This window comes from Streptomyces sp. TBY4, assembly GCF_024213195.1.
Taxonomy (GTDB): Bacteria; Actinomycetota; Actinomycetes; order Streptomycetales; family Streptomycetaceae; genus Streptomyces.
Map to the genome: position 1 here is coordinate 39,522 of NZ_JANAVF010000025.1, position 26,813 is coordinate 66,334.

22 protein-coding genes are annotated in these 26,813 nt (G+C 72.3%); 5 read left to right on the plus strand and 17 right to left on the minus strand.

Translation table 11 applies throughout. From position 1 onward, the window contains the following. Positions 1-30: 30 nt before the first annotated feature. Positions 31-681, minus strand: a complete 651-nt coding sequence (locus NLX94_RS36595) for a hypothetical protein (protein ID WP_254387592.1) — start codon at positions 679-681, stop codon at positions 31-33. A gap of 136 nt (positions 682-817) precedes the next feature. Then, on the minus strand, positions 818-1,990 hold the full coding sequence (locus NLX94_RS36600; RefSeq protein ID WP_254387593.1) for an acyl-CoA dehydrogenase family protein: 1,173 nt from the start codon (positions 1,988-1,990) through the stop codon (positions 818-820). 205 nt (positions 1,991-2,195) lie between these two features. Here NLX94_RS36600 and NLX94_RS36605 point away from each other — a divergent pair, with 205 nt between their 5' ends. Beyond that, entirely contained in the window at positions 2,196-3,551 is a 1,356-nt protein-coding gene (locus NLX94_RS36605; RefSeq protein ID WP_254387594.1) for a UDP-glucose/GDP-mannose dehydrogenase family protein, read from the plus strand. A 104-nt stretch (positions 3,552-3,655) separates the two neighbouring features. Next, positions 3,656-4,954, plus strand: a complete 1,299-nt coding sequence (locus NLX94_RS36610) for a glycosyltransferase family 87 protein (protein WP_254387595.1) — start codon at positions 3,656-3,658, stop codon at positions 4,952-4,954. 7 nt (positions 4,955-4,961) lie between these two features. On the opposite strand, the gene NLX94_RS36615 is transcribed toward NLX94_RS36610, so the two are convergent. From NLX94_RS36615 to NLX94_RS36630, 4 genes are all read right to left on the minus strand, one after another. Continuing rightward, a complete protein-coding gene (locus NLX94_RS36615) occupies positions 4,962-6,038 on the minus strand; it encodes a membrane dipeptidase (RefSeq protein WP_254387596.1) in 1,077 nt (358 codons plus the stop codon). Positions 6,039-6,243: 205 nt separating this feature from the next. Next, a complete protein-coding gene (locus tag NLX94_RS36620) occupies positions 6,244-7,458 on the minus strand; it encodes a dipeptidase (protein ID WP_254387597.1) in 1,215 nt (404 codons plus the stop codon). Beyond that, positions 7,455-7,991 carry a 5-(carboxyamino)imidazole ribonucleotide mutase gene (gene purE / locus NLX94_RS36625; RefSeq protein WP_254387598.1) on the minus strand — a complete coding sequence of 179 codons (537 nt, stop codon included), beginning with the start codon at positions 7,989-7,991 and terminating at the stop codon, positions 7,455-7,457. Before purE ends, NLX94_RS36620 begins: the two co-directional genes overlap by 4 nt. Further along, entirely contained in the window at positions 7,988-9,106 is a 1,119-nt protein-coding gene (locus NLX94_RS36630) for a 5-(carboxyamino)imidazole ribonucleotide synthase (RefSeq protein WP_254387644.1), read from the minus strand. The genes purE and NLX94_RS36630 overlap by 4 nt, the downstream gene beginning before the upstream one ends. Before the next feature lie 241 nt (positions 9,107-9,347). On the opposite strand from NLX94_RS36630, the gene NLX94_RS36635 reads away from it, so the two are divergent. After that, positions 9,348-9,881 (plus strand): GtrA family protein, encoded by a 534-nt coding sequence (locus NLX94_RS36635; RefSeq protein ID WP_254387599.1) that lies wholly within the window; start codon positions 9,348-9,350, stop codon positions 9,879-9,881. A 24-nt stretch (positions 9,882-9,905) separates the two neighbouring features. Here NLX94_RS36635 and NLX94_RS36640 read toward each other — a convergent pair whose 3' ends face one another. Then, complete coding sequence (locus NLX94_RS36640) at positions 9,906-11,171, minus strand: ATP-binding protein (protein ID WP_254387600.1); 1,266 nt, start codon at positions 11,169-11,171, stop codon at positions 9,906-9,908. Positions 11,172-11,221: 50 nt separating this feature from the next. Continuing rightward, complete coding sequence (locus NLX94_RS36645; protein ID WP_254387601.1) at positions 11,222-11,899, minus strand: response regulator transcription factor; 678 nt, start codon at positions 11,897-11,899, stop codon at positions 11,222-11,224. A gap of 496 nt (positions 11,900-12,395) precedes the next feature. Here NLX94_RS36645 and NLX94_RS36650 point away from each other — a divergent pair, with 496 nt between their 5' ends. Then, positions 12,396-13,913 carry a peptide MFS transporter gene (locus NLX94_RS36650; protein WP_254387602.1) on the plus strand — a complete coding sequence of 506 codons (1,518 nt, stop codon included), beginning with the start codon at positions 12,396-12,398 and terminating at the stop codon, positions 13,911-13,913. 72 nt (positions 13,914-13,985) lie between these two features. Here the strand turns inward: NLX94_RS36650 and NLX94_RS36655 are convergent, their stop codons facing one another. The 8 genes from NLX94_RS36655 to hutU all read right to left on the minus strand — a co-directional run bounded on the left by NLX94_RS36655 (position 13,986) and on the right by hutU (position 24,024). Next, positions 13,986-15,311, minus strand: coding sequence for a hypothetical protein (locus NLX94_RS36655; RefSeq protein WP_254387603.1), 1,326 nt, complete (start codon positions 15,309-15,311; stop codon positions 13,986-13,988). Further along, positions 15,308-16,450, minus strand: coding sequence for a hypothetical protein (locus NLX94_RS36660; protein WP_254387645.1), 1,143 nt, complete (start codon positions 16,448-16,450; stop codon positions 15,308-15,310). Before NLX94_RS36660 ends, NLX94_RS36655 begins: the two co-directional genes overlap by 4 nt. Positions 16,451-16,527: 77 nt before the next feature. Beyond that, positions 16,528-17,601: a hypothetical protein gene (locus NLX94_RS36665; RefSeq protein ID WP_254387604.1), complete on the minus strand. Its 1,074-nt coding sequence runs from the start codon at positions 17,599-17,601 to the stop codon at positions 16,528-16,530. Positions 17,602-17,618: 17 nt separating this feature from the next. Continuing rightward, a complete protein-coding gene (locus tag NLX94_RS36670) occupies positions 17,619-18,296 on the minus strand; it encodes an LPXTG cell wall anchor domain-containing protein (RefSeq protein WP_254387605.1) in 678 nt (225 codons plus the stop codon). A gap of 177 nt (positions 18,297-18,473) precedes the next feature. Further along, positions 18,474-19,652, minus strand: a complete 1,179-nt coding sequence (hutI, locus tag NLX94_RS36675) for an imidazolonepropionase (RefSeq protein WP_254387606.1) — start codon at positions 19,650-19,652, stop codon at positions 18,474-18,476. Positions 19,653-19,700: 48 nt separating this feature from the next. Beyond that, entirely contained in the window at positions 19,701-21,074 is a 1,374-nt protein-coding gene (locus tag NLX94_RS36680; RefSeq protein WP_254387607.1) for a formimidoylglutamate deiminase, read from the minus strand. Beyond that, positions 21,065-22,255, minus strand: coding sequence for an allantoate amidohydrolase (locus tag NLX94_RS36685; protein WP_254387608.1), 1,191 nt, complete (start codon positions 22,253-22,255; stop codon positions 21,065-21,067). The genes NLX94_RS36680 and NLX94_RS36685 overlap by 10 nt, the downstream gene beginning before the upstream one ends. Positions 22,256-22,359: 104 nt before the next feature. Further along, entirely contained in the window at positions 22,360-24,024 is a 1,665-nt protein-coding gene (gene hutU / locus NLX94_RS36690; protein WP_254387609.1) for a urocanate hydratase, read from the minus strand. 104 nt (positions 24,025-24,128) lie between these two features. Here hutU and NLX94_RS36695 point away from each other — a divergent pair, with 104 nt between their 5' ends. Next, entirely contained in the window at positions 24,129-25,493 is a 1,365-nt protein-coding gene (locus tag NLX94_RS36695; protein ID WP_254387610.1) for a diaminopimelate decarboxylase, read from the plus strand. A 433-nt stretch (positions 25,494-25,926) separates the two neighbouring features. Here the strand turns inward: NLX94_RS36695 and NLX94_RS36700 are convergent, their stop codons facing one another. Next, the gene (locus NLX94_RS36700) at positions 25,927-26,769 is read right to left on the minus strand and encodes a MurR/RpiR family transcriptional regulator (protein ID WP_254387611.1); all 843 of its coding nucleotides are present in this window, start codon (positions 26,767-26,769) and stop codon (positions 25,927-25,929) included. Positions 26,770-26,813 lie beyond the last annotated feature (44 nt).

The window sequence follows — 26,813 nt, forward strand, 5'->3', positions numbered from 1 at the left end:
GTGCGACCGTCTGCGCCGCAGGCCAGGGCCTCAGGCGGCGAACGGGTTGGCGTGGCCGGGCAACTGCTGCCCCGGGCGCAGGAACCGCTGGGCGCCCTGTTCGTCGGTCACCGCGTGGAACCCGGCGGCGGTCAGCCGCCGCGCGATCCCCGCGCGGCGGACCGTGCCCACCTGGAAGGCCACGGTGGCGAGCACCGCGAGCAGCCCTCCGGTGGCGACTGCTTCGACCGGCGACTTGTCGGCGAACAGCAGGGCGGTCAGGACGGCGCAGCCCAGGTAGACCACTGTCTTCTGCTTCCGGTCGCCGACGTACTGGGCCATGACGTCGAAGGTGACGAGGTCCTTCAGCACGACCACGGCGTCGGTCGCCCCGGGGAGCGGCTTCAGCGAACCCCGGTCCAGCCCGGGCACGGTCCCGCCGTTGCCGGCCTGCGGATGGGCGGTGAGGGTGGCCGCCTCGCGAACGCGCGCCTCGGGGCGCGGGTCCCGGTACATCCGGACCTGGACGAGCGAGTTCTTGAACCCGGTCCGGCAGGCCGTGCCGTACGTGTATCCGTACTGCTCCGCCACGTACGCCAGGGCGGCCGCCTTCCGAGGGGTGCCCTGCGGGGCGATCTCGACGACGTCCTGCTGCCGGGCTATCTGCTGGAGCATCCCCGCCATGTGACGTTCCACGGACATCCTGTTTCCCCGCCCCCCGCGGCCCCGCGCCTGGGGCCGACCGGCGCACAGCCTAGCCACTGCGTACGGGTTGCACGCGGCGCCCCCGGCATGTGCCGGGGGCACGCGCGTGCCCCCGGTGCCCGGGAGCCCTGCCTTACGGCAGGTTGCGCGCCATGACGATGCGCTGGACCTGGTTCGTGCCCTCGTAGATCTGGGTGATCTTGGCGTCGCGCATCATGCGCTCCACCGGGTAGTCCCGGGTGTAGCCGTAGCCGCCGAGGAGCTGGACGGCGTCCGTGGTGACCTCCATGGCCACGTCCGAGGCGAAGCACTTGGCCGCGGCGCCGAAGAAGGTGAGGTCCTCGTGCGGGCCGCCGCCGGAGACGCGCTCCGAGCGGGCCGCGGCCGAGTAGGTCAGCTGGCGGGCGGCCTCGATCTTCATGGCCATGTCCGCGAGCATGAACTGCACGCCCTGGAAGTCGCCGATCGGCTTGCCGAACTGCTTGCGCTCCTGGACGTAGCCCTTGGCGTAGTCCAGGGCGCCCTGGGCGATGCCGAGCGCCTGGGCGGCGATGGTGATGCGGGTGTGGTCGAGGGTCTTCATCGCGGTGGCGAATCCGGTGCCCTCGGCGCCGATCATGCGGTCGGCGGGGATGCGGACGTTGTCGAGGTAGACCTCGCGCGTCGGGGAGCCCTTGATGCCGAGCTTCTTCTCCGGGGCACCGAAGGAGACGCCCTCGTCCGACTTCTCGACGACGAAGGCGCTGATGCCCTTGGAGCGCTTCTCGGGGTCGGTGACGGCCATGACCGTGTAGTACTCGGAGACGCCGGCGTTGGTGATCCAGCGCTTGACGCCGTTGAGCACCCAGAAGTCGCCGTCGCGTACGGCGCGGGTCTTCATGCCCGCGGCGTCCGAGCCCGCGTCGGGCTCGGAGAGGGCGTACGAGAACATCGCGTCGCCCTTGGCCAGCGGGCCGAGGTACTTGGCCTTGAGCTCCTCGGAGCCGGAGAGGATCACCGGGAGCGAGCCGAGCTTGTTGACCGCGGGGATGAGGGAGGAGGAGGCGCAGACGCGGGCCACCTCCTCGATCACGATCACGGTGGCGAGGGCGTCGGCGCCGGCGCCGCCGTAGCTCTCGGGCACGTGGACGGCGTGCAGGTCGCTGGCGACGAGGGCGTCCAGGGCCTCCTGCGGAAAGCGGGACTCCTCGTCGACCGCGGCGGCGAAGGGCATGATCTTCGCCTCGGCGAGCGCGCGGACGGACTCGCGGAGCATGTCGTGCTCCTCGGCCGGGCGGTACAGGTCGAAGTCGGCAGAACCCGCCAAGATCTCTCACTCCCCAGGTGGTGCGTGGTGTTAACTACCGTTAAGTAGCGCAAGCTTAGTGTCCGCCCGCCGACCGCGTCACGGGCGGACCACGTGAGTTGCGTGACAGCGGGGCCGGTGCGGCCCCCGGAGCGGAATGCATCCCCGGCCACCAGCCCGACTATGCTCGGTTGCCGCGAACGGCCCCGCACCTCCAGGAGCACCCATGGCCCCCCTCAAGATCACTGTGATCGGCACCGGATACCTCGGCGCCACGCATGCCGCGGCGATGGCGGAGCTGGGGTTCGAGGTGCTCGGTCTGGACGTGGTCCCGGAGAAGATCGCCCTGCTCGCCGGCGGCCGCGTCCCCATGTACGAGCCGGGGCTGGAGGAGCTGCTGGCCGCGCACGTGGCCGGACTGCCCGGCTCCACCGGCCGGCTGCGCTTCACCTGCTCCTACGAGGAGCTCGGAGCCTTCGACGCCGATGTGCACTTCGTCTGCGTGAACACCCCGCAGAAGCACGGCGAGTACGCCTGCGACATGAGCTACGTCGACGCCGTCGTGGAATCGCTCGCCCCGCACCTGACCCGGCCCGCCCTGGTCGTCGGCAAGTCCACCGTGCCCGTCGGCTCCGCCGAGCGCATCGCCGTGAAGCTGGCCGCGCTCGCCCCGGCCGGCGAGGAGGTCGACCTCGCCTGGAACCCGGAGTTCCTGCGCGAGGGCTACGCCGTCCAGGACACCCTGCACCCGGACCGGATCGTCATCGGGATCGACGGCGAACGCGGCGAACGCGCCGAGAAGCTGCTGCGGGAGGTCTACGCGACCCCCATGGGCGAGGGCACTCCGCTGGTCGTCACCGACTTCCCCACCGCCGAACTCGTCAAGACCGCCGCCAACTCCTTCCTCGCCACGAAGATCTCCTTCATCAACGCCATGGCAGAGGTCTGCGAGGCGGCCGGCGGCGACGTGGTGAAGCTGGCCGAGGCCATCGGCCACGACGAGCGCATCGGGAAGAAGTTCCTGCGCGCCGGCATCGGCTTCGGCGGCGGCTGCCTGCCCAAGGACATCCGCGCGTTCATGGCGCGGGCCGGCGAGCTCGGCGCCGACCAGGCCCTGACCTTCCTGCGCGAGGTCGACTCCATCAACATGCGCCGCCGCGGCCACATGGTCGAGCTGGCCCGCGAGGCCGTCGGCGGCTCCTTCCTCGGCAAGCGGGTGGCCGTCCTGGGCGCCACCTTCAAGCCGGACTCCGACGACGTCCGCGACTCCCCCGCGCTGAACGTGGCCGGCCAGATCCACCTCCAGGGCGGCCAGGTCACCGTCTACGACCCCAAGGGCATGGACAACGCCCGCCGCGTCTTCCCCACCCTCGGGTACGCCGACACCGCCCTGGACGCCGCCCGCGGCGCCGAGGTCGTCCTCCACCTCACCGAGTGGCGCGAGTTCCGCGACCTGGACCCCGCCGCCCTCGGCGAGGTCGTCACCGACCGGCTCCTCCTCGACGGCCGCAACGCCCTCGACCCCGCCGTGTGGCGGGCCGCCGGCTGGACCTACCGCGCGATGGGGCGCCCGCGCGCCTGACCTCGATCCGCTTCGTTCCGGAGTGCGCGGTTTCGCATCTCGTCACCGGATCGTTGGCGGGAGCAGCCGGGGCCCCGCACGGGGGATGGCTAGACTCACAGCCGATGACCAGTACGAGCAGGACCATCGACTCCGCACTCCGGGGACGCCGCGGCCGCCTGGCCATGGCGGGCTTCTGGCTGGCCACCCGGACCCTGATGGTGGTCCTCCTGGTGGTGAACCTGTCCGGCACCTCCTCGGTACGCGTGGAGATCACCGAGACCTACAACAACTGGTACGACGTCCTCGTCACGGGGACCATGCCGCACGACGACGTCATGTGGCAGTACCCGCCGGCCGCGGCGGCGATCTTCCTGTCGCCCGACCTGCTCCCCTTCCTCACCTACTTCCAGGCCTTCGTCGCCCTGACCGTGGTCTGCGACGCACTGATCGCCATCGGCCTGGTCCGCGCCGCCCGGCGCGCCGACGGCAGCATGGCCGGCGCCGTGCTGTGGCTGGCCGCGCTGCCGCTGCTGCTGTCGCTGCCCTTCGGCCGCTACGACCTCCAGGTCACCCTGCTCGCCGTCGGCTCGCTGCTGTGCCTGCGCTTCCGCCGCAAGCTCGGCGGGGTCCTCGCCGGAATCGGCGCCCTGGTCAAGGTCTGGCCGCTGCTCACGCTGATCGGCACCCCGCGCGGGCGCACCACCCGCGATGCGGTCGTCTCGGCCGTGGCGGCCGGGGCCGTACTGCTCGCCGTGCTCGCGCTGTTCTTCCGCGACACCCTCGGCTTCCTCGGCAACCAGGGCAACCGCGGCATCCAGGTCGAGTCGCTCGGCGGCTCCGCCCTGATGTTCGGCAAGCTGGTCGGCGCCTGGTCCGGGAAGGTCGAAGTCCGCTACGGCGCCTACGAGTACCTCGGCCCGTACGTCTCCAGCGTCGCCCTGCTCTCCGTCGGCCTCACGGTCGTCGGCTTCGCGTGGCTGCTGCTCTGGCGGGTGAAGGCCCGGCGCTGGACGACCGCGACCCCGCTGGACGCCGCGCTGTGCGCCATCCTCGTCTTCACCATCACCAGCCGCGTGCTCAGCCCGCAGTACCTGATCTGGCTGGTCGGCCTCGCGGCCGTCTGCCTGACCTGCAAGCACACCACGCAGCGGCCGGTGGCCGTGCTGATCGTGGCCTCGACCGCGCTCAGCACGGCGATCTACCCCCTGACCTACAGCTCGCAGATCCTGCCCGGCACCGGCTTCGGCACCTTCCTGCTGCTGCTGCGCAACGGCCTGCTGGGCTGGGCCGCCGTCTGGTCCTGCCTGCTCCTGTGGCGGGCGAGCGTCAGCCCCGTCCCCGCAGCCGGGACCGGCGCCGGGGACGAGGCCGCGACGGCCCCGGCGCCGAAGGCCGGCTCCGGGGTTCCGGCGCGCGTCTGACCGCCGTTCAGGACGCCCTGCGGTGCTGGGCCGCGCGGGCCGTGAACTCCGCGTCCCTTATCACCCGCTGGGCGTTGCCCCAGGTGAGCAGGGCCAGGTCGGTCTCCGGCCAGCCCCGCTCCAGCAGTTCCGCGATCAGCCGCGGATAGCCCGAGGGGTCCGTCAGTCCCGCCGGCCGGGGGATGCCCGGCTCGGCGCCGAAGCCGGCGCCCAGGCCCACGCAGTCGGGGCCCGCGACGGCTCGTACGTGCTCCACGTGGTCCGCGACCGCGTGCAGGGAGTCCCCGGTGAGCGCGGTGTCGAAGCTGACCATCGCCAGTCCGTTCGCCGCGCGCAGCGCGAGCAGCACCTCGTCGGTCACGTTGTCCGGGTGCGGATGGAGGGCGGCCGCCCCGGTGTGCGAGATGATCACCGGCGCCTTGGAGGCCGCGGCGAGCTGGCAGGCTGGCGCGGGCGGGCAGCCCTTGAGGTCCAGCAGCATCGCCAGCCGGTTCATCTCCTTGACCACCTCGTGGCCGAAGGCGGTCAGCCCCTCCGTGGCCCACGGGGCCCCGGCCGGCGCGAGGATCCGTACGCCCAGCGCGTGGAAGGCGCGCAGCACGCCCAGCGAATCCGTCAGGGTGCGGCCTGGCACGGGGCCGAGGAGGGAGGCGATGCGGCCCCGGTTGCGGGCGTCCGCCAGGTCGTCGGCGGTCAGCGCGAGGCAGAGGCTGTCGGGGTAACGGCTGATCAGGGCCAGCGCCACGTCGATCTGTTCGAGGGTGTCGGACACCACCTGGTCGGTGGCCGCGGCCTCGCGCGGCATGAGCAGCGACCAGAACTGGGCGCCCACTCCCCCGGCGCGCAGGCGCGGGATGTCGGTGTCGACGCCCGTGTCCGAGGTCTCGATGTCGTGGTACGGACTCTCGCGCAGGGTCCGGACGAGGGTGTTGCTGCCATCCGCGACGGGATGGACGCAAAGCAGTGCGGCGGCCCGGTCCAGGGCGCCCGGGAGCAATGTGCCGGTGGGATCCTCGGCTCCTAGGGAGCCGGGGCCCACGGGGGTCACCGGGTTCGTGTGCGGTTCGTCCTGCAGGTCGGCCATGGCGTGCGCTCCGGTCTCGGCGGCTGTGTCGTTGCGAAAAGCAGCGGGAGAGAAGCAGGGAAGATGGTGCCACCGTGACATGTGGGACGCCGGAGGCGCCCGGCGGATGTGGCGTTCGGGTGTAGCCGGCGGGTGTCCGCAGGCCACGGCCCGTGCGCCCGATCCGCCGGGCGGGCCGGTCGGGAGGGTGCGGGGCTCCTCGGCCTCAGGCCTGGAGGAGCACCGCGTTGGACGGACCCCGGGAGGCCGACTGCTCGCGGGCCACCGCTTCGGCGTCGCGCAGCGTCCGTACCGCGTTCGACCAGGTCAGCTTGGCCAGATCGGCCTTGGACCAGCGGCGGGCCAGCAGTTCGGCGACCAGGTTGGGGTACCCGGCCACGTCGTCGAGCCCCGCCGGGGTGAAGGCGGTGCCGTCGTAGTCCCCGCCGATGCCGATGTGGTCGACGCCGGCCACCTCGCGCATGTGGTCGAGGTGGTCGGCGACCGTGGCGGCCGTGGCCACCGGGCGCGGACGCGCCTCCTCGAAGGCCCGGTGCAGGGCCATCGCCCCGGGGGTGGTGTCGAGGTGGTGGTAGCCGTGCGCGCGCAGGTTCTCGTCGGCGGCCAGGGTCCACTCCACGGCCGCCGGGAGGATGAACTTGGGCACGAAGGTGGCCATCGCCACCCCGCCGTTGGCCGGCAGCAGCGCCAGCACGTCGTCGGGGATGTTGCGCACGTGGTCGCAGACGGCCCGGGCCGAGGAGTGCGAGAAGACCACCGGCGCGGCCGTGACAGCGAGCGCGTCGCGCATCGTGGTCGCGGCGACGTGCGAGAGGTCGACGAGCATGCCGATCCGGTTCATCTCCCGGACGACCTCGCGGCCGAACTCGCTCAGGCCCCCGTGCCGGGGCTCGTCGGTCGCCGAATCCGCCCAGTCGATGGTGTCGTTGTGCGTGAGCGTCATGTACCGCACGCCGAGCTGGTGCAGGGCGCGCAGGGTGGCGAGCGAGTTGTTGATGGAGTGCCCGCCCTCGGCGCCCATCAGCGAAGCGATCCGGCCCTCGGCGCGCGCGGCCTCCATGTCGTCGGCCGTCAGGGCCCGCACCAGGTCGCGCGGGTAACGGTCGATCAGCTGGGCGACGACGTCGATCTGCTCCAGGGTGGCGCTGACCGCGTCGTCCCCGGCGTAGTCGGAGCGCACGTAGACCGACCAGAACTGCGCGCCGACCCCGCCGGCGCGCAGCCGGGGGATGTCGGTGTGCAGGTGGCCCTTCTGGTCGTGGCCGATGTCCCGCCGGTCCAGGTCGTAGCGCACCGTCTCGCGCAGGGCCCAGGGCAGGTCGTTGTGCCCGTCGACGACCGGGTGCTCGGCGAGCAGTTCGCGCGCCGCGTCCAGGTGCCGGGCAGCGTCCGTCCCGCCTGCGGCGTCGACGGGGTTCACTTCCCGAATCCGAACGACTCCTGGCCCGCGACCTTGTTGCGCAGCCGCTTGCCCTTCTCGGTCGCCTGGTCGTTGAGCTCCTGCAGGAAATCGGTCATACGGGTGCGCAGCTCCGGGTCGTGCGCGGCCAGCATCCGTACGGCGAGCAGCCCGGCGTTGCGGGCGCCCGCGATGGAGACGGTGGCGACGGGGATCCCGGCCGGCATCTGCACGATCGACATCAGCGAGTCCATGCCGTCGAGGTACTTCAGCGGGACGGGCACGCCGATGACGGGCAGCGGGGTGACGGAGGCGAGCATGCCGGGCAGGTGGGCGGCCCCGCCCGCGCCCGCGATGATCGCCTTGAGGCCGCGCCCGTCGGCCCGTTCCCCGTACGCGATCATCTCGCGCGGCATCCGGTGCGCGGAGACCACGTCGACCTCGTAGGGGATCTCGAACTCGTCGAGTGCCTGGGCGGCCGCCTCCATGACGGGCCAGTCGGAGTCCGAGCCCATGACGATGCCGATGACGGGAGCTGCTGCGGAGGTGCTCATTCGGTAATGGATCCTCTGAGGTAGCCGGCTGCGTGACGTGCTCGCTCCAGCACATCGTCCAGGTCGTCGCCGTAGGTGTTGACGTGGCCGACCTTGCGGCCGTGTTTCACGTCCTTGCCGTACATGTGGATCTTCAGCTGGGGGTCGTGGGCCATGCAGTGGAGGTAGGCCGCGTACATGTCGGGGTAGTCCCCGCCGAGCACGTTCGCCATGACCGTCCAGCGGGCGCGGGGGCGCGGGTCGCCGAGGGGGAGGTCCAGGACGGCCCGTACGTGGTTGGCGAACTGGGAGGTGACGGCACCGTCCTGGGTCCAGTGGCCGCTGTTGTGCGGGCGCATCGCCAGTTCGTTGACCAGGATGCGGCCGTCGGCGGTCTCGAAGAGCTCCACGGCCAGGTGGCCGGTCACGCCGAGTTCCTTGGCGATGCGCAGGGCCAGGGCCTGGGCCTCGCCGGCCAGGGCCTCCGAGAGGTTCGGGGCGGGGGCGATGACCGTGTCGCAGACCCCGTCGACCTGGACGGACTCCACGACGGGGTAGGACACGGCCTGGCCGTGCGGGGAGCGGACGATGTTGGCCGCGAGCTCGCGGACGAAGTCCACCTTCTCCTCGGCCAGGACCGGGACGCCCGCCTTGAACGGTGCCTCGGCGTCCGCCTGCGTACGGACGAACCACACGCCCTTTCCGTCGTACCCGCCGCGCACCGTCTTGAGGATGACGGGGAACCCGCCGACCTCTTCGGCGAAGGCCGCCGCGTCCGCCGGATCGCTGACGATCCGGTGGCGGGGGCTGGGCGCGCCGATCTCGTCGAGCTTGGCGCGCATCACCCCCTTGTCCGCGGCGTGCACCAGCGCGTCGGGCCCCGGGCGGACGGGGATGCCGTCCGCCTCCAGGGCCCGCAGGTGCGCGATGGGCACGTGCTCGTGGTCGAAGGTGATCACGTCACAGCCGCGCGCGAAGGCGCGCAGGGTCTCCAGATCGCGATAGTCGCCGATGACGACGTCGCTCACGACCTGGGCCGCCGAGTCCTGTGGGGTGTCACTGAGGATCTTGAATCTGATGCCGAGGGGGATACCCGCCTCGTGGGTCATGCGGGCGAGCTGTCCGCCGCCGACCATGCCGACTACCGGGAACGTCACTCCTCCAGGGTATCCGGCGGTATTCCGCCATCCGGACCCGCATGGGGACGGCCCTGGCCGGTACCCGTCGTCGCGCGGGGCGGATGCGCGGCGGGTGTGCCGTGTGTCGCACGGTGCCCGAAGGCGCAGACGTACCGATGGGGTGACACTTAGCATGGGCGCGCGGGTAGATGCATGCGACGCCTCATACGGGGGCCCCGAAGACAGGACTGAGCCTCATATGAGCAAGCCGGAGAACGGATCCGTCCTCGACCGCGTGCGCGGGCTCGCACGCGAGGTCGCCAGGTTCGGAGCCGTCGGCGGGCTGGGGGTCCTGGTCAATCTGGGTGTCTTCAACCTGATCAGGCAGGTCACCGACCTCCAGGTGGTGCGCGCGAGCGTGATAGCCACCCTGGTCGCCATCGTCACGAACTACCTGGGCTTCCGCTACTTCGCCTACCGCGACCGCGCCGACCGGACCGGAGCGGGCCGCACCCGCGAGATGGGCCTGTTCATCGCCTTCAGCGCGATCGGGCTCGTGATCGAGAACGGCATCCTGTTCACGGCCACGTACGGCTTCCACTGGGACGGGCCGCTCGCCTCGAACTTCTTCAAGTTCACCGGCATCGGCATCGCCACCGTGTTCCGCTTCTGGTCCTACCGGACCTGGGTCTTCAAGGCCCTGCCCGCTCCGGCCTCGGCCTCGCTGGTCGTCGAGCAGCGCGACGGGCAGGCCGCCGCCGCGGAGCGGACCCCGGAGACCGCCTCGAACTGAGGGGTCCGCTCGGATCAGGCGCCCTCAGCGGACCGTCTGCTCCCGTTCGGAGTGCTCCGGCGCGGTCCGGCTGAGGAAGAGGGCGAACACCGGCGGCTGGGTCTGGAGCAGCTCCAGGCGGCCGCCGTCGGCCTCCGCGAGGTCCCGGGCCACGGCGAGGCCGATGCCGGTGGAGTTGCGGCCGCTGATGGCCCGCTCGAAGATCCGGTTGCCGAGGTCGGGCGGGACGCCCGGCCCCTCGTCCGTGACCTCCAGTACGGCCTGGTTGCCGATGACGCGGGTCCGCAGGGCCACAGTGCCGCCGCCGTGCATGAGGGAGTTCTCCACCAGGGTCGCCAGGACCTGTGAGACCGCGCCGGGGGTGCCCACGGCGCGGATGCCGGTCTTCCCGGAGCTGACGACGGCCCGGCCGGCGCTGCGGTAGGCGGGGCGCCACTCCTCCAGCTGCTGCTTGACGACCTCGTCCAGGTCGAAGGGGACGGCCGAGCCCGTGCGCGGGTCCCTGGAGTTCGTCAGGAGCCGCTGGACCACGTCCGTGAGCCGCTCCACCTGGGTGAGGGCGATCGTCGCCTCCTCCCGTACGGTCTCCAGGTCGTCGGTGACGGTGATCTCCTCCAGCCGCATCGACAGGGCGGTGAGCGGGGTGCGCAGCTGGTGCGAGGCGTCCGCGGCGAGGCGCCGCTCGGCGGTGAGCATGCGGCCGATCCGCTCGGCGCTGGAGTCCAGTACGTCCGCGACCCGGTCCAGCTCGGGAACCCCGTACCGCTTGTGCCGGGGCCTCGGGTCGCCCGATCCGAGGCGCTCGGCGGTCTCGGCGAGGTCGGTCAGCGGGGAGGCCAGGCGGTTGGCCTGGCGTACGGCGAGCAGGACGGCCGCCACGACGGCGAGCAGCGCGACGGCGCCGACCACGGCCAGGGTCCGGCCCACCTCGCGGGTGACCGTGGAGCGGGACTCCTCGACGACCACGATCTCGCCCTGCTCCCCGCGGGCGGTGCCCCGGACGACGCTGTCGGTGATCCGCGTGCCGATCTCGACGGGCTCCCGGCCGGGGATCGTGATCCGGGCGTACCGGCCGGGGTCGAGCTGCTCGGCGAGGGCGCCGGGGTCCACCGGCCTCTTCTCCAGGACGTCGCCCTCGACGATGCCCATCAGGCGCAGCGCCTCGGATTCGATGCGGTCCTGGGCGCTGCTGGTGATGGTGCGGGTCTCGACGATGACGAGGGAGACCCCGAAGACGGCGATGACGACGAGCACCACGGCGAGCGTGGAGTTGATCAGGCGGCGGCGCATGGGTCAGAGGATGCCCTAGATGTGGGGTCCCGGGAGATTCCCCGCGTGGTTCAGCTCTTCTCGAAGCGGAAGCCGACCCCGCGGACGGTGGCGATGTAGCGGGGGTTGGCCGCGTCGTCGCCGAGCTTCTTGCGCAGCCAGGAGATGTGCATGTCGAGGGTCTTGGTGGAGGACCACCAGGTGGTGTCCCAGACCTCGCGCATGAGCTGGTCGCGGGTGACGACCCGGCCCGCGTCACGGACGAGGACCCGCAGCAGGTCGAACTCCTTCGCCGTGAGCTGGAGCTCCTCCTCGCCCATCCACGCGCGGTGCGATTCGACGTCGATCCGCACCCCGTGGGTGGCCGGGGCCTGGGCGGTCTCGGTGGCGCCGCGCCGCAGGAGGGCCCGGACGCGGGCGAGCAGCTCCGCGAGCCGGAAGGGTTTGGTCACGTAGTCGTCGGCGCCGGCGTCCAGGCCCACGACCGTGTCCACCTCGTCGGCGCGGGCGGTGAGGACCAGGATCGGGAAGCCGTGCCCCTCGGCGCGCAGCCGTCGGGCGACCTCCAGCCCGTCCATGCCCGGCAGGCCCAGGTCCAGGACGACGAGATCGATGCCGCCCTGCAGTCCCGCGTCCAGGGCGGTGGGGCCGTCCTCCCGGACCTCGACCTCGTACCCTTCCCGGCGCAGGGCGCGGGCCAGGGGTTCCGAGATGGATGCGTCGTCCTCGGCGAGCAGTACACGCGTCATGTGGGTGATGGTAGTCCGCGGCGGCGCAAAGAAGAGGCCTGCCTACGGACCCCTCTCTATCTGTGCTCATGGAGGACTGACGACCTTCGAATGTGGCTCGCTGGTTCCACTCCGGCCTGTGATCCATCTCTCAAGTGCTTTCATATCCGACACTGTCGTGTCGTATGGTGTCGAGACGCCTGATGCACTACCTCCACGAGACTTTCGAGCGAAAACCAGCCGAAAGTCTCTATTTCTGCCCTGATCGGGCAGGCATTGTTGTCGCACGCCCGTTCCGGGCGGGATGACAGTGAATGACCTATGGGCCGGGCCCTTCGCGCGATGGAGCGCGGCAGGGCGTGGATCCCGGTAACGGATGTTCCTCTCGCCTCCGCCCCACGCGGAGCGGGACCCCCGGGCGTAGGGGGCCGGAACACCCGCTGCCGGTACCGGCCACCCCTCACCGGGCGCCGTTGAGCTCACGAAGCCGCGCGTCCCGAGCAAGCAAGGATCGACCATGGCTTCCAGCCTGACGAAGGGCTCGGCGGACCCGTCCACCGAGAAGACCTTCTTCGGACACCCCCGTGGCCTGGCCACTCTGTTCATGACCGAGATGTGGGAGCGTTTCTCCTACTACGGCATGCGCGCCCTCCTCGTCGTCTACCTGATCTCGGGCGGCGTCGACGCCGCGACCGACAGCCAGGGCGGCGGCCTGGCCATGAAGGCCGCCACGGCGACGGCCATCTACTCCATCTACGTGGCCATGGTCTACCTCATGGCCATGCCCGGTGGCTGGTTCGGTGACCGCGTCTGGGGCGCCCGCAAGACCGTCGCCATCGCGGGCGGTGTGATCATGGCGGGCCACTTCGCGCTCGCGATCCCCGGCCAGGCGATGTTCTTCGTCGGTCTCGCGCTGGTCGCGGCCGGTTCCGGTCTGCTGAAGGCCAACATCTCCACGATGGTCGGTCACCTCTACGACGGTCCGCAGGACCCGCGTCGTGACAGTGGCTTCACCCTCTTCTACGTGGGCATCAACCTCGGTGCCTTCGTCGCGCCGTTCGTCATCGGCACCGTCGGCCAGACCGTCAACTGGCACCTGGGCTTCGCCCTCGCCGGCGTCGGCATGGCGCTGGGTCTGACGCAGTTCCTGCTGGGCAGCAAGCACCTGAGCCCCACCAGCAACGTGGTCCCCAACCCGCTCTCCGCACAGGAGCGCAAGGCGATCATCACCAAGGTCGCCGCTGTCGTCGGTGTCACGGCGCTGTTCTACGTGATCGTCGGCATCACCGGTGTCTTCACCCTGAACTGGGCGCTCATCCCGCTGACCCTCGCCGGTCTGCTGATCCCGGTCGGCGTCCTGGTCCGCATCAAGCGCGACAAGGACCTCTCGGCCCCCGAGCAGTCGAAGATGAACGGCTACATCTGGTTCTTCGTCGCCGCCGCCGTCTTCTGGATGATCTACGACCAGGGCGGCTCCACGCTGGCCGCCTTCGCCGAGAAGAACACCGCCAACACGGTCTTCGGCTTCGACTTCCCCTCGACGTGGTTCCAGTCGCTGAACCCGCTGTTCGTGATGTCCCTGGCCCCGCTCTTCGCCTGGCTGTGGATCTGGCTGGCGCGCAAGAACCAGGAGCCGACGACCATCGTGAAGTTCGCGATGGCCCTGGTCCTGGTCGGCGGCTCGTTCTTCGTCTTCGTCGTCCCGATGGGCATGGCGAACGGCGGGGACAAGGTGAGCCCGATGTGGCTCGTCTCGATCTACATGATCCAGACGATCGCCGAGCTCTGCCTGTCCCCGGTGGGTCTGTCCGTCACCACCAAGATGGCCCCGCAGAAGTACGCGAGCCAGATGATGGGTGTCTGGTTCCTCGCCGTCACCGCGGGTGACTGCACCACCGGTCTGCTCTCGATCGCCGGGGTGGACCTGAACGGAACCTCGATCATCGCCGCGCAGGCCGCACTGGCCGCGCTGGCGGGCTTCGCGATCTACATGTACCGCAAGAAGGTCCAGACGATGATGGGCGACGTCCACTGACGCACCCCGCCTCGTGGAACGGCCCGGCACACCGGAAGGTGTGCCGGGCCGTTCTGTCGTGCCGGGGTGCCGTTACCGCTGGCCGCGCAGGCGGCGCCACGGGGTGAAGGTGAAGACCGCTGCGCCGAGGAGCAGGATCGTGCCGGCCACCAGGGCCAGGGCCTTGACGCCGCCGTCGTCCGAGGCGCCGGTTTCGGCGAGGCCGCCCGAGGTGCTGCCCGAGGAGCCGGAGGTGCCGGAGGTGCCGGAGCCGCCGGGCTGGGCGGCGGTGTCGAGCGTGAGCGACGGGGTGGCGCCGCTGGCCGTGCAGGGCACCACGATCGGCTTGCCGCCCGCGACCATGACCACGTTGATCGTCAGGTTGCCCGGGGTCAGCGTGGTCTTGCCGGTCTTGCCCGGCTTGTAGGTGCCCTTCATGTCACTGAGGCTGACCGGTGCCCCGCTCTTGATCGGCTCGGCGTTGCCCGGGCCGGTGACCTTGACGGTGCCGCTGTCGGCGCCGCCGAGCTTGATGTCCATCGAGGGCTGGAGCGCGCCCGCCGGAAGGTCCATGGGACTGTTCATGACGCCCTTGGCGGTGGCTGCGGTCAGGTCGTAGCTGCCGCCGTTCTTCTTCGCGCTGATCGTCACCCGGCCCTTCAGGGGGCCGTCGGGCATGAAGGTCCCGCAGTCGAAGGTGACGTCGACGGGCTGGCCCGGGAAGTCGGTCTGGCCGCCGCCGGTCGGCGAGGGCGCGGGGCTGGTGGGCGGAGCGCTCGTCGGGGGCGCGCTGGTCGGCGGCGCGCTCGTGGGCGGCGCACTGGTCGGCGGCGCGCTCGTGGGCGGCGCACTGGTCGGCGGCGCGCTGGTGGGCGGGGTGCTGCCCGCCGCGCTGACCTTGATGGTCGCGCCGGTCGGGACCGTGCCCGTCGGGTCGCACCGGGTGTCGGCGTTGAAGGTGCTGACGTTGACGTTGTACCAAGCGGGGGTCACGGTGACGTCCCCCGCCTTGGTGAGCTTGAACGTGCCCTCCATCGGCGACAGCTTCATGGGGGAGTTCTTGGGAATCTTCGGGTTCTTGCGTTCGCCCGTCACCTTGACGACCCCGGACTGGGCGCCGCCGAGCTTCATCTCGCCGGTCGGCTGGACCGTGTCCTCGTCCAGGTCGACGAAGCCGGGGTTGTCGGCCGCCGCCTTCACGGTCTCCCAGACCACCTTCACCTCGTCCCCGACCTTGGCATTCGCCGGTGCGGTGATCTTGGCCGTGGTGGGGCCGACCACCGCCGAACCGACCGGCGGAGCGCACTTCACCTCGAAGGTGACTTCCGCGGCTTGGGCGGGCGTCGCCACCATGACAAGGCCCGCACCGCCGAGCAGCAGCGCTACCGCGGCCGCGCTCGCCCTCCGTTGGGTCTTCACGAGTGTCCTTTCGTCGTCGGACTGTTCTCAGACGGTGCGGACGTCTGTGGTGCAGGTGCTTCTGTTTCCGTTGCTTCTGTTTTCGGTACTTCTGTTTCCGGTGTCCCCGGCGCGCTGTCCGGGGTGAACCACGGCAGTACCGCCGTGGTGGTCTGTGGGGGTTCGGCCGCCGGGGCGGGCCGGGCCGGTCCTCGTTGGGGGGCCCGCGCGGGGGCCCGTACCGCCGGGATCCGCGGGAGCCGGGCGGTCACGGCGGCCGCCGCGTCGGACGGCGGCCTCGTGCCCCGGTGGCGGCCGCCCCCCGCCTCGTGCCCGGGGCGCGGGCGGACCCGGTCGACGACGGCCATGCCGATCCGGAAGACCGCGGCCGGGATCACCAGCAGGAGCAGGCCCCAGAAGAGCAGCACCCCGTACGGGCGGTCCACGCCCCAGGGCTGCGTGGCCAGGACGGTCTCCCCGTACTTGAGGGAGAGGGTGTAGTCCCCGTGGGCGCCGGCGGTCAGGGTGGCGTCGAGGGCCACCTCGGCCTTGCCGCCGGGCGGGATGGTGCCCTTCCAGCGGACCTCTTCCCAGGTCGGTGCGAACACCCCGTGGGCGGTGCCGAGCTGGAAGACCGGGTCCTTGACCGCGGCGGAGCCGAGGTTGCCGACGGTGACCGTGAACTTCCGGACGGGCGGGGCCCCGAACCAGGTGAGCACCCCGTCCCCGCCCTTGAGCTGGACCCCGGTGAGCAGGGCGAGCCGGGCCGTGCCGCCCTCGGCGGGCAGGTCGGCCACCGGGTGGTCGGTGATCTTCAGGGGGGCCGCGACGGTGGACTGGTCCCCGTTGACGGAGGTCACGTTGACCACGCACGGGCAGGGCTTGGGCGGGGCGACCACCGGGAGCTGCGCGGAGAACTGCCCGTTGTCGGCGACCGAGACGGCCACGCCGTCGGCATTGGCGCAGCTGTTGGTGCCGCCGATCATGTTCTGCCCGCAGACCAGCAGCATCACCATGGTCTTGGGCCGCCAGCCGGTTCCGGTGACGGCTATCTCCGTGCCCTTGGCGACCTCCTTGAGCGAGAGGGCCACGGCGGGTTTGGCCCCGTCGTCGGCGGCGGCCGGGGCCGCCGCGGACAGTGCCAGCGCGCAGGCCAGCAGCCCCGCCGCCAGCCCCGCGCGTCCCGCCGCGACCAGGGCCCTGACCTTGCCGCCGTGTCTCCCACCGGCCTTGGCGCTCACCTGGGTGCTCCCGTCAACTCGTGTTCCGGCACTGGGGCTTCTTCGGGTACGGCGCTCCCGTGCGGCGCGGGCCCGGGCCCGGGCTCGCTGCCGGACCGGATCCGCCGCTTGCGTACGAGGAGCAGCGCGGCCGCCGCGACGGCGCCGAGGCCCAGCAGCCCGAGGCCGGTGGTGCCGGCGATGCCCCAGGGCACGAACCAGACCGAGGCGCTGCCCGTGGCGCGGGCGCCTCCGGGGGCCGTGACGGTCAGGGTCAGGGCGACGCGGTCGAACACGGGCGCGCCGGGCCAGGGTTCGGTCAGCTCGACCCGCTGGCCGGGCAGCACCTCGACCGGCAGGGTGCGCACGCTGCGGCCCGCGACCTCGCCGAGGACTCCCTCGGCGCCGATGGCGAGCTCGGGGGCGACGGCCACGTTCCCGCGGTTGACCAGGGTGTACGCGACGCGCGCGGCCGCGCCCTTGCCCCGTACGGAGACGTCCTCGACCGTGAGCGCCGCCAGCGCCGGGCCGTCGACGCGCAGGTGGACCCGTACGCCCACCTCGCGGCCGGACTCGGTGGCGACGACGGCGGCCGGGTGGTCCCCGGGCGGGGAGCCGGGCGGCACGGTGACGGTGAAGGGGACCACGGCGCGGGTGCGCGGCGGGACCTTGACCGTGGTGCTCGCGCCGAAGCTGATCCAGAGGCCCGCGCCCGTGCCGTTCCCTTCCGGGCCGCCTCCGGCGGCGGGCTCGGCGGACCGCACCGCGAAGGCGCCGTCCGCCGTGTTGTAGGCGTCGGCGCCGCGCAGGGTGATGGTGTGCTCCTGGTCGCTGGTGTTGGCCAGGGCGATGCGGTCCTCCAGCACCGTGCCGGAGGGCCCGGCGAGGTAGAAGAACGGGCGCGCGGAGTCCGGGCGGGCCCCGGCCTTCGCCGCGGCCGGCGCGCTCCCGGCGGCGGGCTCGGCGGTCCAGCCGGGCTCGTCGGCCGCGGCCGGGGCCGCCGCCGCGCAGGAGAGCACGGCGGCGGCCGCGGCGGCGACGGCCGCGAGGCGGAGCCCGCCTGACCTTCGGGGCGAGTGGAGCACGGGCATGACCGGGTGCGCTCCGTTCAGGACCGGGCCCGCTGGCCGCGCCGGGTCAGCCAGAGCACGCCGGCCGCGCCGGAGAGGAGCACGGTGGCGCCGAGGGTGCCGAGGGCGATGGCGGAGTCCTCGGGGCCGGTCTGCGGGAGGCTTCCCCCGGTGGAGCCCGTGGAGCCGGTGGCGCTGCCGCCGCCGGGGGCCGCCACGTCGAGTTCGAGGGACGGCTTGGGGCTGTTGCCCGGGGTGCAGGTGGTGGTCGTACCCATCGCCTTGATCGTGAGCACGCCCGCGGTGAGCGTGACCTTGCCGGACTTCTTGGGCGTGTACGTGCCCGAGAGGTCGCTGATCTTGATGGGCGTGTTGGCCGGGACGGCCTCGGCGTTGGGGGCACCGGAGACCGGCACCGACACCTTCTCGGCGCCGTCGACCATGATCACGGCGCTGGGCGTCATCGCGCCTTTGCCGAGTTCGATGGGGCTGGAGGAGACGCCCTTCTGGAAGGACATCGTCAGCTTGTACCCGCTGCCCTCCTTGACTCCCTTGATCTCGATCGGCGAGACCGCCGACTTGTCCCCGATGGGGGTCTTGCAGTCGTACTGGACGTCGACAACGGCCGCATGGGCTGCGGGGGCGGCCAGCAGTACCGCCGCCCCCGCCAGCGCGGAGGCCAGTGCGAGCGCGGTGGAGCGTTTCCGGTCGGACACCTTCGTCTTCCCCTCGAACCTTGGGCCACAAGTTACTGACGGCACATCAGATGAGTGGCTCAAGGTAGCCCCGGGGCCCTACGGAGGGAAGACAAAGGACAGCGTCGTATCAACAGCCTGTCCACAGGCCGCGATCCGCGCCCGGGGGCGGTCTGCGGCGTCCGGATTGCGGCTGTTTCAGGCCGTCTTGCGGCCCCTCTGCCAGACGGCCGAGACCAGCGGAACGCCCGGCCGGTAGGCGAGGTGGACGTGGCTCGGGGCGTCGAGCAGGACCAGGTCGGCGCGGGCGCCGGCGGTCAGGGTGCCGATGTCGGTGCGGCGCAGGGCGCGGGCGCCGCCGGCGGTGGCGGACCACAGGGCCTCGTCCGGGGTCATCCCCATGTCGCGGACGGCGAGGGCGATGCAGAAGGGCATCGAACTCGTGTAGGAGGAGCCGGGGTTGCAGTCCGTGGACAGTGCGACGGTGGCGCCGGCGTCGAGCAGACGGCGGGCGTCGGGCCACTGGGCGCGGGTGGAGAACTCGGCGCCGGGCAGCAGGGTGGCCACGGTCGTGCCGGCCGCCTGCGCGAGGGCGTCCACGTCGGCGTCGGTGAGGTGGGTGCAGTGGTCGGCGGAGGCCGCCTCCAGCTCCACGGCCAGCTGCACGCCGGGGCCGTAGGAGAGCTGGTTGGCGTGGACGCGCGGGATCAGCCCGGCGGCGGCCCCGGCCGTGAGGATCGCACGGGCCTGGTCGCCGTCGAAGGCGCCCTTCTCGCAGAACACGTCAACCCAGCGGGCGTACGGGGCGCAGGCGGTCAGCATCTCGCCGGTGACCAGGGCCACGTAGCCGGCCGGATCGTCGGCGTAGTCCGGGGAGACGATGTGCGCGCCGAGGTAGGTGACCTCCTCGGTGTGCGCGGCGGCGATGCGGAGGGCTCGGGCCTCGTCCTGGACGGTGAGGCCGTAGCCGGACTTGGTCTCGAAGGTGGTGGTGCCCTGGCGGCGGGCCTCGTCGAGGTGGCGCACCAGGTTCGCTTCGAGCGCGGCGTCGGAGGCGGCGCGGGTGGCGGCGACGGTGGTGCGGATGCCTCCGGCGGAGTAGGCGCGGCCGGACATGCGGGCGTTGAACTCGGCGGTGCGGTCGCCCGCGAAGACTAGGTGGGAGTGGGAGTCGACGAAGCCGGGGATGGCGGCGCGGCCCTGGGCGTCGTACGCCTCGTCCGCTGCCGGGGCCTTGTCGGCGGGGCCGACCCAGGCGACGGTCTCGTTCTCGATGACGACCGTCGCGTTCTGGATGAGGCCGAGGGGGGTGCCGTCGCCCAGGGCGGGGTCGTTGGTGACGAGGCTGCCGATGTTGGTGATGGCTGTGGTGGTCATGCGTTGCCGTCCTCGGGGTGAGGGAAAGGCCCGCCGCAGGCGGGGTGGTCAGCCGCGGAGGGCGGCGATGGTCGTGGCGAGGGCCGACGGGACGTCGGCGACCAGGGTGTGGGCGCCGTCGCGGACCACGTGGCGGCCGCCGACCACCGTGTGGCGGACATCGGCGGCGGAGGCCGCGAAGACCGCCGTCTCCGCGCCGAGGCGGGGCAGCGGTCCCGCCGTGCGGACGGAGTCCAGGGCGATGGTGGTGAAGTCCGCGAGCGCGCCCGCCTCCAGCCGTCCCGCGTCGGGCAGGCCGAGGGCCGCGTGGCCGTCGGCGGTGGCGGCGGTGAGGAGGGCGTTCGCCGTCCAGTGCCCCCGGGTCCGGCTGCTCAGGCGCTCGTTGAGCTCCATCGCACGGGCCTCTTCGAGCAGGTCGATCACCGCGTGGCTGTCGCTGCCGAGCGAGAGCGGGCTGCCCGCGCGCTGGAGGCGTACGGCCGGGCCGATACCGTCGGCGAGGTCGCGTTCGGTGGTGGGGCACATGCAGGTGCCGGTGGTGGTCGCGCCCAGCAGCGCGATGTCCGCGTCGGTGAGGTGCGTGTTGTGCACCCCGGTGGTGCGCGGGCCGAGCACCCCGTGGTCGGCGAGCAGCTGGGTCGGGGTGCGGCCGTGGGCGGCGAGGCAGGCGTCGTTCTCGGCGGTCTGCTCCGAGAGGTGGACGTGCAGCGGGGCCCGGCGTTCCGCGGCCCAGTCGGCGACGGTGGCCAGCTGCCCGGCCGGTACGGCGCGGACCGAGTGGATCGCGGCGCCGATCAAGGCGTGTTCGCGGGGCTTGAGGGCGGAGACCCGCTCGGCCCAGGCTTCCGCGGTGGAGTCGGAGAAGCGCAGCTGGTGGAGGTTGGGTGCTTCCCCGAAGCCCGCCGACAGGTACGCCGTGTCCAGCAGCGTGATGCGGATGCCCGCCTCGGCGGCGGCCTCGATCAGGGCCTCGCCCATGGCGTTGGGGTCGGCGTACGGGACTCCGCCCGGGGCGTGGTGGACGTAGTGGAACTCGCCGACGTTGGTGATGCCGGCCAGCGCCATCTCGGCGTAGACGGCGCGGGCGAGCGCGAAGTAGCTGTCGGGGGTGAGGTTCTGGGCGACCTTGTACATGAAGTCGCGCCAGGTCCAGAAGGTCCCGGAGCCGACCTGCACGGTCCCGCGCAGGGCCCGGTGGAAGGCGTGGCTGTGCGCGTTGGCGAGGCCGGGGAGGGTCAGGCCGCGCAGCACCTCCGCGCCCGGGGGCGGGGTCTCGTACCCGGGACCGGTGCGCAGGGCGGCGATCCGCCCGTCCTGCGCCACCTCCAGGACGACGCCCGGCTCGACATGGGTGCCGAGCCAGGCGTGCTCCAGCCAGTACGTCTTCGGCACGTGCCCCTTCACCTGCATGTTCACCGGCATGCGAGGCCTTCCAGTACGTCGGCGAGGGCGAGGACGCCTGCGACGCAGTCGTCCTCTGCGGCGAACTCCCGCGGGGAGTGGGAGACCCCGGTGGGGTTGCGCACGAACAGCATGGCGGTCGGGACGGCCGCCGAGAGGATCCCGGCGTCGTGTCCCGCGCCCGTGCCGAGCACGGGGACGGAGCCGCCGAGGATCCGGTTCATCTCGTCGCGCAGGGCGTGCTCGAACTCGACGACCGGGGTGAAGGACTCCCGGACGATGTCCAGGTCGATCCCGTCCCGGTCGGCGTGCTCGCGGGCGGCCTTCTCGATCGCGGTCACGACCGTGTCGAGGGTTCCCTGGTCGGCGGCGCGGGAGTCGAGCCAACCGCGGACGAGGGAGGGGATGGCGTTGACCCCGTTGGGCTCCACGGCGATCTTCCCGAAGGTGGCCACGGCCCCGGCGAGGGCAGCCTCGGCGCGGGCCGCGAGCACGGTCTGCGCGTACGTGAGCATCGGGTCGCGGCGGTCCACCAGCCGGGTGGTGCCGGCGTGGTTGGCCTCGCCGCGGAAGTCGAAGCGCCAGCGGCCGTGCGGCCAGATCGCCGAGGCGATGCCGACCCGGTCGCCGGAGAGGTCGAGGGCGCGGCCCTGTTCCACGTGGAGTTCGACGAAGGCGCCGATGCGGGCGAGGCGTTCGGGGTCGGCGCCGATGGTGGCGGAGTCGTAGCCCGCCGCCTCCATGGCCTGCGGGAGGGAGATCCCGTCCGCGTCGCGCAGCTCGTACGCCTTCTCCTTGGTCAGCTGTCCGGCGCTGAGCCGGGAGCCGACGCAGGCGAGCCCGAAGCGGGCCCCTTCCTCGTCACCGAAGTTGGTGATGGCCAGCGGCCTGGAGAACTCCACTCCCCTCCCGCGGAGTTCGTCCAGGGCCGCGAAGGAGGACACCACCCCGAGGGGGCCGTCGAAGGCCCCGCCGTCGGGGACGGAGTCCAGGTGGGAGCCGGTGACGACGGCGTCACCGGCCAGTGGGTCGCCGAGCCAGGCCCACTGGTTGCCGTTGCGGTCGGTCTCGTACGCGAGCCCGCGCTTGTCGGCTTCCGCCTGGAACCAGGTCCGGCAGTCGGCGTCGGCGCCGGTCCAGGCGTAGCGGCGGTAGCCGCCGGAGTCGGCGTGGCGGCCGATGGGTGCGAGGTCCGCCCACATGCTGTGGAAGCTGGATTCTCCCCGCCCCGCCCTTCCACCGTTCCCCGGGGCTGCGCCCCGGACCCCGTTCGCCTCAAACGCCGGCGAGGCTGAGTTTCCCTCGCTCACGCGTCGTCGCCTTCGCGCATCGGGACGCGGACGCCGCGCTCGTCGGCGACGGTCTCGGCGATGTCGTAGCCGGCGTCGACGTGGCGGATGACGCCCATGCCGGGGTCGTTCGTGAGCACGCGGCGGATCTTCTCGCCCGCGAGCTTCGTGCCGTCGGCGACCGTGACCTGGCCCGCGTGGATGGAGCGGCCCATGCCGACGCCGCCGCCGTGGTGGATGGAGACCCAGGAGGCGCCGGAGGCCACGTTGACCATGGCGTTGAGCAGCGGCCAGTCGGCGATCGCGTCGGAGCCGTCGAGCATGGCCTCGGTCTCGCGGTACGGGGAGGCCACCGAGCCGCAGTCCAGGTGGTCGCGGCCGATGACGAGCGGCGCGGCGAGGGTGCCGTCGGCGACCATCTCGTTGAAGCGCTCGCCGGCCTTGTCGCGCTCGCCGTAGCCGAGCCAGCAGATGCGGGCGGGCAGTCCCTGGAAGTGGACGCGCTCGCCGGCCATCTTGATCCAGCGGTGCAGGGACTCGTTCTCGGGGAAGAGCTCCAGCATCGCCTTGTCGGTCTTGTGGATGTCCGAGGCCTCGCCGGACAGGGCCGCCCAGCGGAAGGGGCCCTTGCCCTCGCAGAAGAGGGGGCGGATGTAGGCCGGGACGAAGCCGGGGAAGGCGAAGGCGCGGTCGTAGCCGGCCAGCTGGGCCTCGCCGCGGATGGAGTTGCCGTAGTCGAAGACCTCGGCGCCGGCGTCCATGAAGCCGACCATGGCCTCGACGTGCGTGGCCATGGACTCGCGGGCGCGGGTGGTGAACCCGGCCGGGTCCTTGGCCGCGTAGGCCGCCATGTCGTCGAAGTCGACGCCGACGGGCAGGTACGCGAGCGGGTCGTGGGCCGAGGTCTGGTCGGTCACGATGTCGATCGGGGCGCCCTCGGCGAGCATCTGCGGGAGCAGCTCGGCGGCGTTGCCCAGCAGGCCGATGGAGAGCGGCTTGCGGGCGTCGCGGGCCTCGACGGCGAGCTGCAGCGCGTGGCGCAGGTCGTTCGCCTTGACGTCGAGGTAGCGGTGCTCGATGCGGCGGTCGATGGCGCGCGGGTCGACGTCGATGCAGATGGCGACGCCGTCGTTCATCGTCACGGCCAGCGGCTGGGCGCCGCCCATGCCGCCGAGGCCGGCGGTGAGGGTGATGGTGCCGGCGAGGGTCCCGTTGAACTTCTTCGCGGCAACAGCGGCGAAGGTCTCATACGTACCCTGCAGGATGCCCTGGGTGCCGATGTAGATCCACGAACCGGCCGTCATCTGGCCGTACATGGTCAGGCCCAGGTTCTCCAGGCGGCGAAACTCCTCCCAGTTGGCCCAGTCGCCGACCAGGTTGGAGTTGGCGAGCAGGACGCGCGGCGCCCACTCGTGCGTCTGCATCACGCCGACGGGGCGGCCGGACTGGACGAGCATCGTCTCGTCCTGCTTGAGGGTCTGGAGGGTGCGGACCATCGCGTCGTACGAGCGCCAGTCGCGGGCGGCCTTGCCGGTGCCGCCGTAGACGACGAGCTTGTCGGGGTGCTCGGCGACCTCGGGGTCGAGGTTGTTCTGGAGCATCCGCAGCGCGGCCTCCTGCTGCCATCCCAGGGTGCTCAGCTCGGTACCTCGCGCGGCACGTACGGGGCGGGGTCCTGACATGGCGGTGCCTCCTCCATTGTTGGGCTATCTATTCACATCCTGTCCTCCTGAATAGATTCAGTCAACAGCTGCGGGCGGACGCGCCGGATGATGGGATGACAGACATGGCAGTCGACGCACACGCGCAAGCCGAAGGCGGCTCCGCCGAGGAGACCGTCCGGCGGCGGGACCTGGCTGTACGGGCCGCCGTCGAGCAGGGGCTGCTCAACGAGGAGACCCCCCTCCTGTGCCTGCTCGACACCGCCGGCATCCGCGCCTCCGCCGCCGCCCTGACCAGTGCCTTCGACCGGGCCCTCGCCCCCGGCACCCCCGTCCTGCACGCCTTCGCGGTCAAGGCCGCCCCGCTCGTCCCGGTCCTGCGGCTGCTCGCCGACGCCGGGCTCGGCTGCGAGGTGGCCAGCCCCGGGGAGCTGGCCCTGGCCCGCGCGGCCGGGGTCCCGCCGGAGCGCATCGTCCTCGACTCCCCCGCGAAGACGGCCGCCGAACTGCGGGAGGCCCTCGCCCTGGGCGTCGCGGTGAACGCGGACAACCGCCAGGAACTGGAACGCCTCGACGCCCTCGTGGCAGCGGCGGCACCTGCCTCCCCGATCGGCGTACGGATCAACCCGCAGACCGGCGCGGGCACCATCGGCGCGCTCTCCACCGCCACCGCCACCTCGAAGTTCGGGATCGCGCTGCGCGATCCGGGTGCGCGCGCATGGCTCGTACGGGCCTACCTGGACCGGCCGTGGCTCACCCGGCTGCACACCCACTCGGGCTCCCAGGGGGTGCCGCTGGCACTGATCGCCGAAGGAGTGCGGGAGCTGTACGCACTGGCCGAGGAGATCAACACCGCGGCCGGGCGGCGGCAGGTCGACACCCTGGACATCGGCGGCGGGCTGCCGGTCAACTTCGCCTCGGACGCGGCCACCCCCACCTGGACGGAGTACGTGGGCGAGCTGCGCTCGGCCGTACCCGGGCTCTTCTCCGGGGCGTACGGGCTGGTCACGGAGTTCGGGCGGGCCCTGACGGCCAAGCACGGGCTGGTGCTCTCGCGGGTGGAGTACACGAAGTCCACCGGCGGCCGGGCGATCGCGCTCACGCACGCGGGAGTCCAGCTGCTCACCCGCACGGTGTACGCCCCGGCGGCCTGGCCGGTACGCATCCTCCCGTACTCCGCGAAGGGGACTCCGCTGACGGGGCCCCTCATCCCCCAGGACATCGCCGGCCCGGCATGCTTCGCGGGCGACCTGCTGGCAGCGGCCCGCGAGCTCCCGCCCCTCTCCCCCGGAGACCTCGTCTGTGTCCCCGACACGGGGGCGTACGCCTTCACGGCCCACTACGGCTACAACAGCCTCCCCCGCCCACCCGTCCACGGCTTCACCGTGACCCCCTCCGACGAAGTCCGCTTCCGCTTGGCCCGCGCGGCCCAGTCCCCCTCCGCGATTCCGCCGGAAGCGGGCGCAGCCACCCCGGACGCCCTCCTCTGAGACCCCGCCGGGGGCTGCGCCCCCGACACCCGCTGCGCGGGGCCGTCCCCTACCCGCCCTTCGCCCGTTCCCCGGGCTCCGCCCGGACCCGGTCCTCAAACGCCGGACGGGCTGAAAGACCCTGGGGCTCCGCCCCAGACCCCGGTCCTCAAACGCCGGACGGCTGAAAAGACAAACCCCGGCCCGGGGGCTGCGTGCGGCCGGGGCGGGGACGGGGGCGGGGTGGGGTGTTGGCCGGGACGTAAAGCGTGATTTGTGGCGCTAGAGGGAGCCACAACTGTCGAACGTTGCGGACGGGGCGCCTAAATCATGCAGTCCCGGCCAACACCCCACCCCGCCCCCGGCACCGACCCACCCGCAGCCAGCCCCACACGCAACCGGACCCCAGCCAACATCCAGCCCCGCCCGCCGCAGCGCCCCCGGCAACAGCGGGCTACTCCACGAAGAGGCCTCGGGCCGCGGCTCGGGTGTCGAAGGCTTCCAGGCGGGCCTGGGCGTCAGGAAGGGCGTCCGCCATGGCCTCCAGCAGGACCCGCCCCAGCAGCATCGGCGCGCACGCCGTGTCGAAGGCGAGCCCGGTGCCGACAGGCGCAGGGATCAGCAGGTCGGAGTGGCGGGCCACCGGCGCGAAGGCGGAGTCGGCGACCGTGATCACGGTCAGGCCGGCGCCCCGCGCGTGCTGCAGGGCCTCCGCGACCTCCTTCGGGTGCCGGGGCAGCGCGAAGCAGAGCAGCGCCGAGGCCCCCGCCCCCGCAGCCGCATCGATCCGGTCGGCGAGCATCGAGCCGCCCTCGTCGAGCAGCCGGACGTCCGGATGGACCTTGGCGGCGAAGTACGCGAACCCGCGCGCCTGCGAGGACGCCGCGCGCAGCCCCAGGACGGGCAGCGGCCGCGAAGCGGCCAGCAGCCGCCCGGCTTCCCGTACCGGCGCCGGGTCGGCGAGCATCGCCGAGAGCCGGCGCAGGTTCTCGATCTCGCCCTGGACGGCCTGCTGGTACTCGTTGTACGCGTCCTCTTCCCCGCCCCCGGCCCGCTCGGCGGGGGCCACCTCGCGCAGGTGTCGGCGCAGCGCGGGATAGCCGTCGAAGCCCAGCGCCACCGCAAACCGGGTCACCGACGGCTGGCTCACCCCGGCCAGTTCGGCGAGCTCCACGCTCGACAGGAACGGCACCTCGGCCGCCCCGCGCACCATGCAGTGCGCGATGCGCCGCTGGGTCGGCGTCAGCCGGTGCCCCTCGAACAGCTTCTGCAGCCGGGCCGCAGGGCTCTCGCTCATCCCGTTCCCCTCCGTCCCGTCCACCGGCGGCCGGGCGGCCACCG